12 protein-coding genes are annotated in these 15,345 nt (G+C 65.9%); 6 read left to right on the top strand and 6 right to left on the bottom strand.

Going from position 1 to position 15,345, the window contains the following annotated elements:
• From ETD96_RS45080 to ETD96_RS26315, 3 genes are all read left to right on the top strand, one after another.
• Nucleotides 1-1,223 (top strand): site-specific integrase (locus ETD96_RS45080; RefSeq protein ID WP_171069242.1); only part of this gene is annotated, 1,223 nt, incomplete at its 5' end.
• Nucleotides 1,224-1,382: 159 nt separating this feature from the next.
• Complete coding sequence (locus ETD96_RS26320; protein ID WP_138639169.1) at nucleotides 1,383-3,833, top strand: hypothetical protein; 2,451 nt, start codon at nucleotides 1,383-1,385, stop codon at nucleotides 3,831-3,833.
• Between the two features lie 627 nt (nucleotides 3,834-4,460).
• A complete protein-coding gene (locus ETD96_RS26315) occupies nucleotides 4,461-5,744 on the top strand; it encodes a pentapeptide repeat-containing protein (RefSeq protein ID WP_138639168.1) in 1,284 nt (427 codons plus the stop codon).
• Between the two features lie 1,539 nt (nucleotides 5,745-7,283).
• Here the strand turns inward: ETD96_RS26315 and ETD96_RS26305 are convergent.
• The 3 genes from ETD96_RS26305 to ETD96_RS26295 all read right to left on the bottom strand — a co-directional run bounded on the left by ETD96_RS26305 (nucleotide 7,284) and on the right by ETD96_RS26295 (nucleotide 8,690).
• Nucleotides 7,284-7,475, bottom strand: coding sequence for a DUF397 domain-containing protein (locus ETD96_RS26305; RefSeq protein ID WP_138639166.1), 192 nt, complete (start codon nucleotides 7,473-7,475; stop codon nucleotides 7,284-7,286).
• A 214-nt stretch (nucleotides 7,476-7,689) separates the two neighbouring features.
• A complete protein-coding gene (locus ETD96_RS26300; protein ID WP_138639165.1) occupies nucleotides 7,690-7,881 on the bottom strand; it encodes a DUF397 domain-containing protein in 192 nt (63 codons plus the stop codon).
• The gene (locus ETD96_RS26295) at nucleotides 7,878-8,690 is read right to left on the bottom strand and encodes a helix-turn-helix domain-containing protein (protein ID WP_138639164.1); all 813 of its coding nucleotides are present in this window, start codon (nucleotides 8,688-8,690) and stop codon (nucleotides 7,878-7,880) included. Before ETD96_RS26295 ends, ETD96_RS26300 begins: the two co-directional genes overlap by 4 nt.
• A gap of 106 nt (nucleotides 8,691-8,796) precedes the next feature.
• Here ETD96_RS26295 and ETD96_RS26290 point away from each other — a divergent pair, with 106 nt between their 5' ends.
• Both ETD96_RS26290 and ETD96_RS26285 read left to right on the top strand, forming a co-directional pair.
• A complete protein-coding gene (locus ETD96_RS26290) occupies nucleotides 8,797-9,186 on the top strand; it encodes an ATP-binding protein (RefSeq protein WP_138639163.1) in 390 nt (129 codons plus the stop codon).
• Nucleotides 9,187-9,329: 143 nt separating this feature from the next.
• On the top strand, nucleotides 9,330-9,536 hold the full coding sequence (locus ETD96_RS26285) for a hypothetical protein (RefSeq protein ID WP_138639162.1): 207 nt from the start codon (nucleotides 9,330-9,332) through the stop codon (nucleotides 9,534-9,536).
• A gap of 212 nt (nucleotides 9,537-9,748) precedes the next feature.
• Here the strand turns inward: ETD96_RS26285 and ETD96_RS26280 are convergent, their stop codons facing one another.
• The gene (locus ETD96_RS26280; RefSeq protein ID WP_138639161.1) at nucleotides 9,749-10,027 is read right to left on the bottom strand and encodes a hypothetical protein; all 279 of its coding nucleotides are present in this window, start codon (nucleotides 10,025-10,027) and stop codon (nucleotides 9,749-9,751) included.
• Between the two features lie 830 nt (nucleotides 10,028-10,857).
• On the opposite strand from ETD96_RS26280, the gene ETD96_RS26270 reads away from it, so the two are divergent.
• Nucleotides 10,858-11,397 (top strand): GNAT family N-acetyltransferase, encoded by a 540-nt coding sequence (locus tag ETD96_RS26270; RefSeq protein WP_138639159.1) that lies wholly within the window; start codon nucleotides 10,858-10,860, stop codon nucleotides 11,395-11,397.
• Nucleotides 11,398-11,553: 156 nt separating this feature from the next.
• Here ETD96_RS26270 and ETD96_RS26265 read toward each other — a convergent pair whose 3' ends face one another.
• Together ETD96_RS26265 and ETD96_RS26260 are read right to left on the bottom strand one after the other, a co-directional pair.
• On the bottom strand, nucleotides 11,554-12,012 hold the full coding sequence (locus ETD96_RS26265; protein WP_138639158.1) for a carboxymuconolactone decarboxylase family protein: 459 nt from the start codon (nucleotides 12,010-12,012) through the stop codon (nucleotides 11,554-11,556).
• Between the two features lie 194 nt (nucleotides 12,013-12,206).
• Nucleotides 12,207-14,963 carry a helix-turn-helix transcriptional regulator gene (locus ETD96_RS26260; RefSeq protein WP_138639157.1) on the bottom strand — a complete coding sequence of 919 codons (2,757 nt, stop codon included), beginning with the start codon at nucleotides 14,961-14,963 and terminating at the stop codon, nucleotides 12,207-12,209.
• Nucleotides 14,964-15,345: the final 382 nt, after the last annotated feature.

Raw genomic sequence — 15,345 nt, 5'->3', positions numbered from 1 at the left:
CCCACCCGCCTGCGATACCGGGGCAACTCGACCTGCTGGCACCCGACCCGCTCGCCGACGCCGCCCGCCGCTACGGCGCCGGCGATCCACCCGGCCTCCTGCTGGCCGAACGACTCGACCAGCTCACCCTCGACCATGCCCGGCAGCACAGTTGGAGCCCGGTACAGACCCGGCGCGCCCGAATCGGCATGCGCGTGCTGCTGGCCATCGCCCAGGCCACCGAACCACCCATCCGCGCCGGCGACGTCGCGCGCCTGAGCACACTGGGGCTGTCGCCGACCCCGGTGCGCGCCGTGCTGGCCCAGGCCGGCCTGCTCACCGAGGACCGCATCCCGATCCTGGAAGCCTGGTTCACCCAGCACATCGCCGGCTTGCCCGACCCCATGGCCGACGAACTGCACCTGTGGTTCCAGGTGATGCACCGCGGCAGCACCACCCCGCCGCGGCGACGGCCACGAGCACCGGTCACGATCAAACTGCTGCTGCTGTGGGCCCTGCCGACCCTCAAGGGCTGGGCCGAGGCCGGCCACCGATCGCTGCGGGAGATCTCCCGCGACCAGGTCATCGCCGCGCTGCCCACCGGCGGCACACCCCGCGTCAAAGTCGCCCGGGGCCTGCGCTCGATCTTCAGCACGCTCAAAGCCCGCCGGATCATCTTCACCAACCCCACCGCCCGGGTCCGCATCGGCAGCTTCGAACGCCGCACCCCGCTGCCCGCCGACACCCGACGGCTCGCCGCCGCGCTGAACTCCACCGATCCCGCCACCGCCGCGCTGGCCGCCCTGCTGATCTTCCACGGCCTGCGCCCGGCCGAACTGCGCGACCTGCACCTCACCGACATCCACGACCGGCGCTGCCACCTCACCGACCGCACCGTGCTGCTCGCCGACCCGGTCACCACCCGGCTCGCCGCCTACCTCGACCACCGCCACCACCAGTGGCCGGGCAGCCTCAACCCACACTTCTTCGTGCACCGCCAGACCGCCTCGACCACCGGCCCGGTCAACCGCTGCTGGGTCAACAAACACCTCGGCATGCCCGCCGAAGCCGTCCGACAAGACCGCATCATCGACGAGATCCTCGCCACCGGCGGCGACCTGCGCCGCATCTGCGACCTGTTCGGCGTCACCATCGCCACCGCCCAGCACTACACCACCGTGCTCAACCACCCCAGCCTGACCACCGACGAGCCCGCCGGTTCCCCAACCCAAGGACTCATCTGAGCTTCCGGGAGACGTGGGGCGTGCACGCGCTCTAAACTGCCAGGATCCCGTCGCTTCATATTGATCGCACAGGCAGCCCGGACCCGTCATCGGACGCCTACAGCCCCGACCAACATAATCCGGCGGCCCCAGCAACGCAGGTTGGACAAGGTACTAGCCATGACAGACCATCAGAAGAATCTACCAGCGCGTTTCTACACTGACGACACACAAAGCATCGCATTTATGCTGCAAAAATTTGGAGAAGTACTGTCGCATCTCAGAGAAGGTGAAACCCTTCAGGACTATACATCGCGAAAAGATGAAGTAATAGTATCGACGGTTCAGTCCATTCTCGAATTGACTCGCGATTTCGACGCATTCGACATCATAGACCTGATGCGCCAGCGGGAAACGCCCCTATATCTGCCGCATTATAGAGAGAGTTCGACCGACAAGCGCGCTGCGGCAATCGAACTAGTTGCCGTCCTGATGAGCGCAAGAGGCTATCGCGAACCAGACACAAAAAGCACCAGCTATCCAAATGAAATCATCGAAAAACTTCACGCATACTGCAGCCAACTTCTCGACCTGTCTGTCTTTGCGCGCCTGCATGAGGCAGAGAGGCACCCAGAGGAACCTCTTGCTGACTTGGCAGCAACTTACGCCGGCCATGAACTGAACGTGAGAGTTAAACAGTATGTCGACATTCAGGAAGAAACAAATAGTGAACTGTTCTCAAGTCGACGCGGTGATGCGCAAGTCCTTGAAACCATCGGGTTCACCTACGAGGAATTCACCCGCGTCCGTGACAGCGTCTCAGAACTCTATGAGGAGAAGTTTCATGACGCTCTTGCAAAGCTTGGCCAGTCTGTACAAAATTGGGTTCCTGGCGAACCTCCAAGCGACGTCGACCTTCGGCGTGGCTCCGAAGCCACTTTCTCCATATTCGCCACTCCTGGAAAGCGCGCTTCCTTCACTACCGAGGATGTAGTTGCGCACACCGGCCTAGAACTATCCAAAGTAAACATTATTCTCAACACCTTTTCAACGCATTTCGAGGCCAAGGATGCAACGGAAAGTGTGGCCTCATTTCTCGACGGAGATGGCCCATACAATCGGGCAGCACTTCTAGTCGACAATGAAGGCAATTACATAACTATTGGCTTGCCACTGGGAACGGACTGCTTCAGACAAGTCGTTGAAGCCCGCTTGAAGGGGACCAAGGCATGGAATCGTTATGATAGTCGACGGATGCGTGCAAGTGAGCAGCTTTCAGTAAAGTATTTGAGTCGGCTTCTGGGGGTCCCTGTCGCTCATGTGGCGCTGAAGTATCTTCGCCCGAGGGAAGGGGTACCGATCACTGCACTGAACCATGAAGCAACGAATCTCCAGTCAATCTCTGATCAGACAGAAGCGGACGCGCTGTTCCTAATTGAGGATGTCGCGATCTGCGTTGAAGTTAAAGCGCGAAGCGTCTCCGAGCAGGCTAGGCGAGGGCAGATAAGAAGGCTATCTACAGATCTGAAGAGAACGATCGGCGAAGCACATGAGCAAGCATGCAGACTTGAAACACTGATCGCTGAGAATCAAGGTCTTTGGCTTGAAAATCGAGAGTGGCTGGATTTGGAGCAGGTCAGGGAGATTAGATCCATCGCAGTCTGCCTGGATGACATGGGCCCCCTCGGCACAGGTCTCGATGAATTGGTCCGCGCTGGGATCATAAAACGTGAAACCTTCCCCTGGATTGTCTCTTTGCATGATCTCGCGGTTATCTCCCGGGTACTTGACCGCCCGGCCGAGTTCTTGCTCTATCTACGCAGAAGAACCAACTCTCACATTTCCCTCCTATTCAGGGCGGTCGATGAGCTCGACCTATTCATGTTGTTTATGGGAGGTAAGCTCTATGCCGAGCCGGACCCCCAACTCGTTTACGAGAGATTCCCGCAATCTGGAAAACCGACACCTCAAGCAGAGAAGCAATTTCGCAAACAATCGACACTAACACGCGTCTCTACGCTAACGGATCGGCTAGACCATTGGATGTACGGCAAGCAGGGAGTCTTTCACGAGGCCCCCTCCAAGCCCACCTTTGTTCCGCTTGAAGGCATTGCCGAAATAGTGGACTATCTTGCCAATGGACACAAATCCGGCTGGCTAAGATTTTCTGCAGATCTCCTCAATCTATCAACCGAAAGTCAGCGCCGAACGCTAAGAAATCTGAAGAAGATAACAGACGCCACCAAGCGTGATCAATCCTCCCACTCCACAGTTCAATGCTATCCGGACGATGAGGGGTTTCCAACGCTCTTCGCAGCTACCCTGCCTCCCGGGGGCGAGATAGGGCACGCGTTGCGAAGTCTTGAGATGTATATCACGGCGAAGAAGCATCAACTTGGTTCCGATCGTTCTTTAGGGATACTTCTTAGCGAAGGCAATATAATTGCGAGTCGCTACATGAACACAAGGGTGACAGAAGACGCCCAACTCGATCGATTGGTAGCGGCCATGGGCCTTCAGTCTCCCGAGGTAATGCGTCGCCCTGTTCCACCGCCGAAGAAGAGCAAGCGAAAGCCAACGAAGAAGAGCAAACGTAAGCCGAGTTCGAAGAACAGGCGCAAGCGTCGGTGACGCCAACTCCATCGGCTTGCCGAATTGGGCTGTTTTGGATCAAGGGGCGGCGGCGCTCAGGCCGCTGCGCGGCCTCGCGCCAGGCCGCCCGGAGCGTGCGGCGTAGGCGCCGGTCACCGGACGGCCGCGCCGGGCCTCGCATCGCGACGCATCCGCCGGCTACGCCCCGAACCGGTCGTCGCGGGGCGCGCCGCCGCCCTGACGAATCGACGCCGGAGCCTCTCAGCCCGTTCGGCGATGAGCACCAGGCGCGAGTCTGGTCAGGCCATTCGGCGACGAGCACCAAGGCGTGACTGTGGTCGAGCACCGTTGGAGTCTTCGGGGAGTTGCCGGAAGATCGGTTGAGCGTGCGCTACTGGGGAACCCCGTGGTTCCCCAGACCTCTCCTGGAGCCGGAGGGCACTCCCGCGCGGAACGGTCTGTCACGGGGTTCTCGCCGTTCGCGCGGGAGCACCCTCCGGACAGGTCTCGTCGGAGCCGGAGAGGCGCGCGGGGGAGAACAGCAGTTACGCCGCATGCCCCGGGCGGCCCCAAAGAGGCAGAGGCTTGAGTGCGGATGGCCAGGAGCGGGCAACCGCTTCTCCCGAACGGTCGCCGGCACCATTGAACGTCCCTAGCATCGAGCTTGTGAGCCGAGACAAGACGACGCCGGAGTATCGGCCGGTGAAGGACGCGCACAAGACCCTCGGGCTCTGGTCGATCCGCCGGGCGCTGACGTTTGCCTTTACCACCGCCGTGGTGTTGCTGGTCGCTGCGTGGTTCCTACTGTCGTTGCTCTTGGGGTCACCGTCGCATGCCGAGCCCAAGCCACTGGAGACCAAAGACCTCCTGGACTTGCTCAAACTGGTCTTCGCCTTGGTCGCTGGTGTCGGTGCCCTGGTCGCCCTGGTGACCGCCTACCGCCGTCAACGGGTCGACGAGGCCGCAGGGGAACGCGCCGAACGTGTCCAAGCCCACGTCGAGTACGGCCAGGGCGTCGAGCTACTCGGCCATGACAGGGCCGCAGTGCGACTGGGCGGGTTGTACTCCCTGGAGCGCTTGGCCCAAGACCACCCCTACTACCGTCAGACGGTTACTGATGTCGTGTGCTCCTACCTGCGGATGCCCTTCCCAGCGTTGCCAAGCGGCCAGGATGATCAATCCGAGCAGCCTGCCGACCACACCACCCAAGATCCCGAACTACAGGTCCGGCTCACCGCGCAACGGCTCCTCAAACGCCACCTGACCATCACCGACCCAGACCAGCAGCCCCCCACCTACTGGGACAGCATCCACATCGACCTCACCGGCGCTTACCTGATCGATTTCAACTTCAGAAACTGCCACCCAACAAGCGCGACATTCACCAAGACCCACTTCAGTGGGGAAGCCGGGTTCGTCGGGGCGAAGTTCAGCGGGGACGCCGGGTTTGTCGGGGCGAACTTCAGCGGGGACGCCTGGTTCAACAGTGCGGAGTTCAGCGGAGAAGCCGAGTTCGTCGGGGCGAAGTTCAGCGGGGACGCCTGGTTCAACAGTGCGGAGTTCAGTGGGGGCACCAAGTTCGACCAGGCGAAGTTCAGCGGGAACGCTGAGTTCCTCGGGGCAATGTTCCATCACTACACCTATTTCGACTGGGCGGAGTTCAGTGGAGACGCCAAGTTCGTCGTGGCGGAGTTCAGTGGGAGCGCCTGGTTCGGCGACGCGAAGTTCAGTGGGGACGCCGAGTTCGGCGAGGCGGAGTTCGGTGGGGAAGCCTGGTTCGGCCGGGCGGAGTTCAGTGGGGACGCCAAGTTCGACGAGGCAGAGTTCGCACAGGAACCCAACTTCGTTGAAGCCAAAGCGACCTATCCGAACGTAAACAACGTATGGCCGAGCCCTTGGCGGGTAGAGGGAGAGGCCTCTGGCATGGCGCGGCTTACCCGCGGGGGCTGACAGCAACGATGACAGCAACATCAGCAGACGCCACCGCACATGATCAGCCGTCACAACGAGGTCATCGGAGGGAAGCAAGGCAGCGACCTTGGTCATGATCGAACTGATAAGGATGCGGTCAAGCACCCAAGTCGGCCCAGCACACGTGTGAACCAAGATCCGGAACATGTGCGGAATGCTGAGCAGCACGAAGGGCGAGCGGGAGCGTTCATGCGCAGGTCAGCACGGTTGCCCGTGCCGATCGGGTACGCGCCCTCCGGAGCCGTGTGCGCGGACCCCAGCGTGCCCTGATCGTGCCCGTTGGGGTGGTCGGTAGTGGGGTGCTACGGTCGCTTGCGGATCATGGGGCGTGGTCGTTGAGCTGCATCGGGGCTGGTTTCAAGATCGGGAACCGATATCTTCCAAACTGGCTACGCGGGTTCGAATCCCGTCGCCCGCTCCCACCGCAAAGGTCCAGGTAGGAACCCTGTTTCCCCCTGGGCCTTGCTTTTCCCACAATCGCTACGGCTTCCGCGGCCGATCGTTAGGGCGTGTCCTCCAGGAGCTGTCCGCCGTCCAACTCGGCGAGCGCGCCCACCACGCGCACGGTGCCCGCGTCCAGGTCAAGAGGCGGCGGCGCTTGGGCCGCTGGCGCGGCCCCGCGTTTGACCGTCCGGAGCGTGCGGTGGGGGCGTCGGTCAGCGGACGGACGCGCTGGGCCGTGCATCGCGACGCGTCCGCCCGTTCGCCGGCGGACCGAAGTTACGGGGCCGCGCCGCCCGCCTCGAAAGCCTGTGCCACCGTCTCGCGGACCTGATGCCACAGGTCGTCGTGAAGTGATGCGTCCAACCCCTCGGCTCGAAAGACCGCCTCTGTGAACGAATCCACGTCCGAGGGTGGCGATGCACATAGCGCCGCCTGATCTGCTGGGGACAGACAGAACCCCAGGCGGACGCACAGGTCACGAAGTAGGAAGCCCACATCCTCAGGGGCAAGCTCGGGAACGGTCACACGCACCATGCTCGGCCACCGACGTAGCTAGGACCAAGTGGGTTTCACCGGTGGGTGAACGGGTGTTGCGAGTTGGCCTGGAAGGTACTCCTTTCACAGGCGTGGTCTGCTGGTCCTGTGGGGGACGTCTCGCAGACCCGTCGTGTGTGCACCGCTCGCTCCACGTCCCGTGGTTGCTTCGTGCGTGGAAGAAGCGGCGGGCCACGCTGCGGGTACTGGGCGTGCTGCGCTCGCAGGTCCGCCAGGACGAGGCCGTGGCGTCGGTGCCAGTGCCGGGATCATCGGCTCCTTGAGCATCGACTCTGGTCTGGCTGGCCGCACACCGGTGGCCGGCCCGCGGCTACGAACGCCATACCGCCACCAGTTCAGCCATGATCGGCTGGGCCGCCTTCGACCTCATGGCCCTCTGCCTGATCCGCGGCGTACGACCCGCCGTCCGCCAAGACCCCTCACATACCTATAACGAGATCATTTTCGAACGCGCACTGCGAGAGCCCCGGCCGTGCCGCTCGGCTCAGGGGCTCTCGTCGTGATGCACATGATCGGGTGTCAGGGGAGGTCGAGTGCTCCTCGCTTGATGTCGGCGGCCAGACAGCGGAAGCGCTCGACCGGGAGTGTGATGCGGGGGCCGCTCGGGTCCTTGCTGTCACGCACGCCGACTGCCTGGGGGGAGCGCGCCAGCTCGACACAATCAGAGGTCGCACTGCCGCCGCTGTAGCTCGACTTGCGCCAATTCGTCATCGATGGTTCTCCAGTTCGACCGCCACCAGTGCAGCCATGATCTGTTGGGCCGCCTTCGACCTCATGACCCTCTGCCTGATCCGCAGCGGACGACCCGCCGTCCACCAAGACCCCTCACATACCTATAACGAGATCATTTTCGAACGCGCACTTTGAAAGCCCCGGCCGTGCCGCTCGGCTCAGGGGCTCTCGTCGTGATGCGCATGATGGGGTGTCAGGGGAGGTCGTGTGCTCCGCGCTTGATGTCGGCGGCCAGACTGCGGAAGCGCTCGACCGGGAGTGTGATGCGGGGGCCGCTCGGGTCCTTGCTGTCACGCACGCCGACGTCACCAGAGAGATTCGCAACCTCCACGCAGTTGGACTGACCGCCTGTACCGCTGCGGCTCGACTTGCGCCACCGGGTCATGTGAACTTCTCCAGTTCAGCCTCCAGCAAGGCCCGACTTGGGCCGACTGGGGCGGCTATGTCGCTCATCAAGTCGTACCTTACTGCCACTTCCTGCACATCGAACGGGTCCATGAGGAAGCAGCCACGCGTCGCCGCTTCGGTGTAGGCGAGGTCCCGGTCCCCGACTGTGAGGAGCACAAAAGGGCCGTCAAGGCCCGGATGAGCACCCGCGTTCTTCTCCACTATCCGGATACTGACGAAGGGAAGCTCGCTCAACTCGATCAGCCGAGTGAGTTGGCCGCGCATGACGTCCGGACCGCCCACGATTTGCGACACTGCCGCCCAGCTGAGAAGGGCCGTCACTCGCGGTGGCTTCGTCTTGCCGAATACGGTGGCCTGCCGCGCCAGTCGCCGGTCAAGGGCCGCTTCAAGATCCTCCGCAGTTCCGGCGCTCAGTGCGGCACGCGCGTAGTCCGGTGTCTGGAACAGCCCCGGGATGACCGATGACTCCCACATCCTGAGCCTTGACGAGCGCGCCTCCAACTCGGCGAGTTCCAGCAGCCAGTTGCCCTCGTCGGCACGCTCGGCGAACCCGACCAGGGCCGTGAACATGCCGTCCGTGTTCCACACACGGTCGATGATCTCCGCATGCTCCCGCTTGAGCTTGAGCGTGTTGGACTCGTACCGGGAAACAGTCGAACGGTCACAGTCAAGTAGGTCACCGAGCGCCTGCCCCGACATCCCGTGTGCTTTGCGATAGCGACGCAGGTGGAACGCCATGAAGTGCCAAATCGATCTTGACGGGTCGAGTGACTCCCGCGCGAGCATGGCCTCTCCCGTTTGTTGCGGATGATTCCGGAACGTAGCGATCGTAGCTCAGAGCGAGCACGCTTACACCCGAAGTAACCGGCAACGTTCCGAAGGTCGTAGCGATATGTCCGTACCTGCCCCAGAAATCCCGACTCTTCTTCTCGATCCCAACGCAAACGCGCTGGCGCTGGCAAGGGATTTCCTTGCCACTCTGTTCCAGGAGTGGGGCTCCGCGGACGACTTCATGGCGCGTCTGGTGGTGTGCGAACTGGTGACCAACGCGTGGCGGCACGGCGAGGGTCAAATCATCCTTCGTGTCTTCCGCGACGTCCGCGCTCACCTGGTGGTAATCGAGGTGTGGGACCAGGGGGACGGACTGCCGGTGGTCCGCCCCGAGGACTTCGAGGCGACCTCGGGGCGGGGCCTGCTGCTGATGTCGCAGGTCGTGGACGACTGGGGAACCCGACCGATCGCGGAAGGCGGAAAGATCGTATGGGCCAAGTGCGCCCTGTGAAGGCCCAGGCTGAGCAGTACGTCCTGCGGTGGCGGACGTACCGGGGCCATGCGACGGCGGAAAGGTTCCTGAGCCTGTTGGCTGTGGCTCTGGAGCCTCGGGGGTGGCGTCTCGTCCGGCTCTATCGGCCTCAGGGGTTCCCGGTGCCCCTGTTGTGGATCTACGCCGGCGGCCCCGACGATCACGTCGGACTCGGGGTCATCGTGCTGGCCGTTCCGGGTGGTGCATGGGGGTACCACGACGCCGAGCGTGGGCGGCGCGGCTACCTGGCTCCCTGCGGTGACGCCAAAGCCGCCGCCGGACAAGTCGAAGACCTGCTCAAGCACCGCATGTTCCCCGGCACCTGGTAGGCCACAAGAGGGACGACCCCTATGGGGTGGGGCTCAGGGATCGACCCTCATTCCCGGCGGTGACACGCGGCCCTGGCTGGGGAGTTCGGGCCGTCGCTCGTCACCGTCCGCCCCGCCTCTCCGCTTAACCCCCGGAGCAGAGAGGCGGGGCCACGCTTCCCGTGCAGCATGCTGAGCGGATCGACCGCTCGCCGCCGGGTCGCGCCGCCGCTTTAGTCGTCCTCAGGCTCTATCAGGCCCATGGCGAAGGCGAACGTCTCCACGAACTCTCGGTACGCCGAATCCGTCTCACTCGCGGCCAGGGCCGCCAGCTCGTCAGCAACCCGCTGCTTGTCCGCCTCGGAAAGCTGGTTGAGGAGGTAACCGGCGTACTCCTGCTGCTTGATCGCCGTGTCATCGTCCAACACCACCTCGTCGCAGGTCTCGAAGAACCAGGTGTACGCAACTACCACCTTGAGCAACTGCGTGACCAGTTGAGGGGATTCACTCATCCCCGCATCCCACCAGACGCCACCGACGTGATGGCATCGCCGTCCGAGTTACCCGCGCTCATCTAGGTGAGCCAGCAGGGTGCGGAAACGGCGAGCGTCGCGCCGGGGCAGAGCGTGAGCGGCCGCCTCTAAGTAGGAGCGCACCTCCCAGGGGTCGGCGCAGCACTCCCAGAAGCCCCAGCCCTCATATCTCGGGTCGTAGAGCCGGTGGTAGAGATCGTCCAGGACGGCTCCCCAGAGTCGGAGGGCCTGTCCTGTGGTTCCTGGGCCTCTGCGGCGAAACTCGAACGGGATCAGCATGGTCATGCCGTGGGGCGATAGCGAGGTGTCCGCATTTTTGGGGGCGTCAGTCTTGGCGGGACGAGTTGCTCGTGTTCGTTTGTTGAGACCGGGCTGCACGTTCGTTTGTGACACCGCTGATCACCTGTCAGGCAGGCTTTCGGTCCCCAGGGCTTCGTCCAGTGGGTAGCCCTGGTCCCTCCGGTTGATTGAAGCGCGAAGGTGATTGGTGTCAGGTAGCGGGGACGCGTCCTCGTCCCACGGGGGCGGCGAGGACGCGCACCGCCGACTGTGACGTGTCGAGCAGTGACGGGAGGCACGGCCATGGACGGTCCCGGATGGGTGGCGCCCTTCTCCCTTTCGCGGGGCGTCGCTGTACAAGCGTGCGGATCGTTGATGGCGGCCCGGGCCTTTGGTCCCGTCTACGGCTGCCAGGTGTTGGGAAGTGCCATGTTGAGCGCCCTCCGCTGATGCCGACGAGTACGGCCAGGGTGATCGGCCTGGAGGGTACGCATGACGTTGAGGACGCCTGTTTCATCGGAGGGGACGAGATGACGCATCAACTGGTTTCCGAACGGCTCGTCCTGCGGCCGTGGGCGGTGGACGACGCCGAGGCCGCGCTCGACATCTACGGCACCGGCGAGGTCACGCGCTGGCTCAGCCCGGCTATGGACCGGGTGGCCGACGTCGATTCCATGCGCTCGCTGCTGGGGCGGTGGCTCGCCGAAGGCGCGCGGATGATCGTCCCCGGTGGTCGCTGGGCGATCGAGGACCGCGAGTCCGGGGAGCTGGTCGGGGCCGCGACGCTGCTGCCGCTGCCGCCGGACGAGGCGTACGAGATGGGATGGCAGCTCCGGCCCACGGCGTGGCGGAACGGCTATGCCACCGAGGCTGGGGAGGCCCTGGCGCGGTGGGCGTTCACGCAAGGGCTGGAGGAGGTGATCGCGCTGGTCCGGCCGGCGAACAAGCGCGCCGCCGCTACGGTCAAGCGGATCGGCATGGAGTGGGTCGGCGAGACCGAGAAGTATTACGGGCTGCGGCTTCAGGAGTACCGGCTGCGTCCTGGCGATCTTGATGTGGATGGCCTATAGCGTCAGCGCAACACCGCTCAGGCCAACACTGAATGTGCTTACCGGTCGGCTTTATGAGTCGTCCTAGGCAGACGTCCCGGGGTGTCGTCGTGGTGATCGGGCACGCGGGCCGGCGCCGGGATGGTCGTCTCGGCGCGGCCCGCGTGGGCGTCGGTCTCAGCCGTGGACGGGGTACCGGCTGGTGATCGCGACACGATTGAAGGCGTTCATCACCGTTGTCAGCCAGACGACCGCCGAGAGCTGCTCCGGGGAAAGGACCGCCGCGGCGGCGTTGTAGTCCTCGTCGCTGACGTGCCCGTCCGGCACCTGCGTGACCGCTTCGGTCAGGCGGAGGGCGGCGCGGTCCGTCTCGGAGAAGTAGCCCGTCTCCCCCCACGCGGGCAGGACGGCGATCCGGTCGGGGTTTTCACCCTTCTTGAGAGCGTCGCGCGTGTGCATGCGCAGGCAGAACGCGCAGCCGTTGATCTGGGACGTGCGGATCCTCACCAGTTCGATCAGTAGCGGGTCAAGGCCGGCCGCGACGGCGTTCTCTTCCACCTTCGCCGACCAGGCGATGAGGCTCTTGTAGGCGCTCGGGTGCTGCTCGCCGATATTGACACGCTGCGTGTTGGTCATGGTTCCTCCGGTTCGGGCTAGCAAGCCATGTCCCTGCGTTCGGCTCATACCGTCGGCAGGGGCACTAGGTAGACAGGTTGGCCACCTGGGTTGTGACAGGGTGACCGGCCTCGTGCGAGAGCCGCCTTGCGCTTGGCTGCGGTGAGGGTGCGGGTCGGCCCGGGGGCTGCGGTGCCGCCGCGTGTGGGTTGCCGTTAGGACAGGACGCGGTCTAGTTGGCTGCGTGAGGTTATGCCGAGCTTCTGGAAGACCTTGCCCAGGTGGTACTGCACCGTGCGGGCGCTGATGAACAGTCGGGTGGCGATCTCCGGGTTCGACAGTCCGTCGCGGGCCAGCCGGGCTATCTGGGCCTCCTGCGCGGTCAGTTCGGCCCTGGTGGCGATGGTGCGCTTGCGGGTTCTCTCTCCGGTGGCCCGTAGCTCGCGTCCGGCCCGCTCCGCGAACGCCGTGATGCCCATCGCCTCCAGCATGCGGTGGGCCTTGTGCAGTTGCTCGCGGGCGTCGGTACGGCGGCGTTCGCGGCGCAGCCATTCGCCGTACAGGAGGTGGGCGCGGGCGAGGTCGGTCCGGATCCGGCCCTTCCCCAGGTACGTGATCGCGTCCCGGTACAGCCGCTCGGCGGCGTCGCCTTCCGCGAGGAGTGCGCGCGACCGGGCTTCGACGCCGAGGACCCAGTCGGTGCGGCAGGCGGCGGTCATCTCGGCGATCCAGCGGCAGGCGTCGGCGGCCGCCTCGCTCATTCCGCTGCGGACGGCCGCCTCGACGAACTCGGGCGCGGCCCAGTTCGCGATGCCCGGGTACCGGATGGCCGGGTACTCCTGATGATGGAGTGCCCGCTGGGCGGCGGCCATCGCCGCGGGATAGTCGCCGAGGCCGTTGTGGAGCACCGCGTTCGTCCACTCGGCGACGGCGATCCCGATGCCTTCGCCTCGTGATACCGCCTCCTTGCCGGTCGCCTCGACCAGCGCGGACACCTCTTCCTGGCGGCCGCGCAACGCGGCGAGGAACAAGGCGCTGTAGGGGACGAGCTTGCTCCCCGTCGCCTCCTTCACCGTCCGCAGCTCCTCGACCAGCGATGTGGCGGCGGCCAGGTTGCCGGTGAACAGCAGCACGTACGCGCGCCCGCTGAGGGCGAGGGGAAGTTCGCTCAACGCGCCGGACGCGCGCGCGTGCCGGAGGTATCGGGCAGTGAACTCGTCCCAGCGCTCGTCATCCCACAGGTCCATGGCGGCCAGCCACAGCCAGCGCAGGTCCTCGTCGGCGGACTCGCCGCTGTGGAAGGCGGCCACCGCCTGCTGCAAGATCGGCACGCCCGCCGCGTATCCCTCGGTGAAGTTCGCCGCCCAGCCGTCCAGAAGGAGATCAGGACTGCGGGGTGGTCGCGACGGGCGCGGCGCCGCGACGGCGGCGCGTGCCACGTCCAGCACGTGGCCGCCGGGGCTGGCCAGGCGGCCGGCGAGGGACGCGGCGACCAGCGCGTCCAGGTGGGTCGCCCTGGCGAGGTCGGCGGCGATCGGCTCGAACCGCACGGCCGCCTGGACGAGCAGGAGGGGAGCGTCTCCCCCGCGATCGGTGGTGAAGGCGAGTTGGGCGCGCAGGAGGGCGACGCGGGCCCGTTCCATCTCGCTGAGCGGTCCGGCCTCGGCCATGACCAGCAGGTCCAGCGCCGCGTCGAGGGCGCCCGCCTGGGCTTTCGCGCCCGCGGCGGCCAGTGCCCGTCCGGCCCGCCGTGCCGGGTCGAGGGTCAGCATCGCCGCCCGTTCGAGGAAGGCGGCCGCCGCGCCCGGCCCGCCGCGCGACCGCGCCCGGTCGGCGGAGCGTTCCAGCTCCTCGGCGATCTCCTGGTCCGGTGCCGCGGCGGCCTGCGCCCGGTGCCAGGCGCGGCGGTCGGGGTCGGCGGAGGGGTCGGTGACCTCCGCCAGCGCCTCGTGCACTTCCCGCCTCGGCGCGGGCGCCGCCGACCGGTAGACCACCGAGCGCACGAGCGGATGACGGAACAGCGTCCGGACCCCGAATTCGGCGAGGCCCGCCTCGGTCGCGGGCGCGGCCGCCTCGATGCCGATGCCGAGCAGCGACGCGGCGTGCCGGACGAGGGCCGTGTCGCCGGTCGGATCGGCCGCCGCGAGCAGCAGCAGCCGCCTGGTGTCGGCGGGCAGGACGTCCACGCGCCGCCGGAAGCTCTCCTCGACGCCGCCCGTACCGGGTGAACCGCCCGGGAGGACCGCGCCGGGGAGCCCGAACCCGCCGGCCAGTTCCACCGCCGTCAACCCGCGGGGCAGTTCCAGCAGCGCCAGCGGGTTGCCCCGGGCCTCGGCGAGGATCTGGTCGCGGACGCGTTCGTCCATCGGACCGGTCAGTGCCGTGTCCAGCAGCGCCCGCGCGTCGGTGTCCGGCAGACCGTTGACCGGAAGCTCCGGCAGACCCGCCAGGTCGCCGCCGGAGACCCGCGTCCCGAACACCAGGCCGACCGACTCCGCTCCCAGGCGGCGGGCCACGAAGGCCAGTACCTGGACCGACGTGCGGTCGAGCCACTGCTCGTCGTCCACCAGGCACAGCAGTGGCCGTTCCTCGGCCACGTCGGACAGCAGGGTCAGGACGGCCAGGCCGATCAGGAACCGGTCCGCGACTTGCCCCGACCTCAAGCCGAACGCCACCCCCAGGGCGTCGCGCTGCGGCGCCGGGAGGCGGTCGAGGCGATCCAGCATCGGCGTGCACAGCTGGTGCAGCCCGGCGAGCGGCAGTTCCATCTCCGACTGGACGCCCGACGCGCGCGCCACCCGGCAGCCGGACGCGCGTCCCGCCAGGTAGTCCAGGAGCGCCGACTTGCCGACGCCCGGCTCGCCGTGGACCACCAGGGCCCGGCTCTGCCCGGCGCGGACGTCGCCGGCCAGCCGGTCGAGCGCGCCGCGTTCGGCACGACGGCCGGTCAGCGCCCTCCCACGCCCCACCATCGGGGGATATTACCTTTTCGCAGCCTTCCGGTGTCCGACCGGTCGGCGTGGCTGGGCAGTGGCGGATGCGACCTCATCCGGCCTTCGGCGACCTTGGGCGCATGGGCATGGACGTTGGTTCACCGCAGCCGTCGGGCACCCGTCGCCTGCTTCCGGTTGACCCGGCCGCCACGCCGGATGGCGACGCGCCTGGTCAGGCTCGCTCTGGACGAGACGGTGGATCTTCTGTTCCGGGAAGCGCACGGCGCCGGGGCCGGCGGCGCGCGGAGTGCGGGTGGAAGGGGCGGGACGGCACCGGGGCCCCGCCCGGCGGCTCGCGTCTGCTCGGACGCGAGCCGGAACTGGCCATGCTCCGCCGGTTCCTCACGGGGCTGCCGGACGG

It is taken from the genome of Actinomadura geliboluensis (assembly GCF_005889745.1).
Taxonomy (GTDB): domain Bacteria; phylum Actinomycetota; class Actinomycetes; order Streptosporangiales; family Streptosporangiaceae; genus Spirillospora; species Spirillospora geliboluensis.
Note: the sequence above shows the minus strand (reverse complement) of the source record. Positions and strands in the feature narration are given on the sequence as shown.

Excerpts from the sequence above, each read along its gene's own strand:
- ETD96_RS26320 (WP_138639169.1), top strand. The coding sequence starts at position 1,383 with ATGACAGACCATCAGAAGAATCTACCAGCGCGTTTCTACACTGACGAC.
- ETD96_RS26305 (WP_138639166.1), bottom strand. The coding sequence starts at position 7,475 with ATGACGAATTGGCGCAAGTCGAGCTACAGCGGCGGCAGTGCGACCTCT.
- ETD96_RS26300 (WP_138639165.1), bottom strand. The coding sequence starts at position 7,881 with ATGACCCGGTGGCGCAAGTCGAGCCGCAGCGGTACAGGCGGTCAGTCC.
- ETD96_RS26295 (WP_138639164.1), bottom strand. The coding sequence starts at position 8,690 with ATGCTCGCGCGGGAGTCACTCGACCCGTCAAGATCGATTTGGCACTTC.
- ETD96_RS26290 (WP_138639163.1), top strand. The coding sequence starts at position 8,797 with ATGTCCGTACCTGCCCCAGAAATCCCGACTCTTCTTCTCGATCCCAAC.
- ETD96_RS26280 (WP_138639161.1), bottom strand. The coding sequence starts at position 10,027 with ATGAGTGAATCCCCTCAACTGGTCACGCAGTTGCTCAAGGTGGTAGTT.
- ETD96_RS26270 (WP_138639159.1), top strand. The coding sequence starts at position 10,858 with ATGACGCATCAACTGGTTTCCGAACGGCTCGTCCTGCGGCCGTGGGCG.
- ETD96_RS26265 (WP_138639158.1), bottom strand. The coding sequence starts at position 12,012 with ATGACCAACACGCAGCGTGTCAATATCGGCGAGCAGCACCCGAGCGCC.
- ETD96_RS26260 (WP_138639157.1), bottom strand. The coding sequence starts at position 14,963 with ATGGTGGGGCGTGGGAGGGCGCTGACCGGCCGTCGTGCCGAACGCGGC.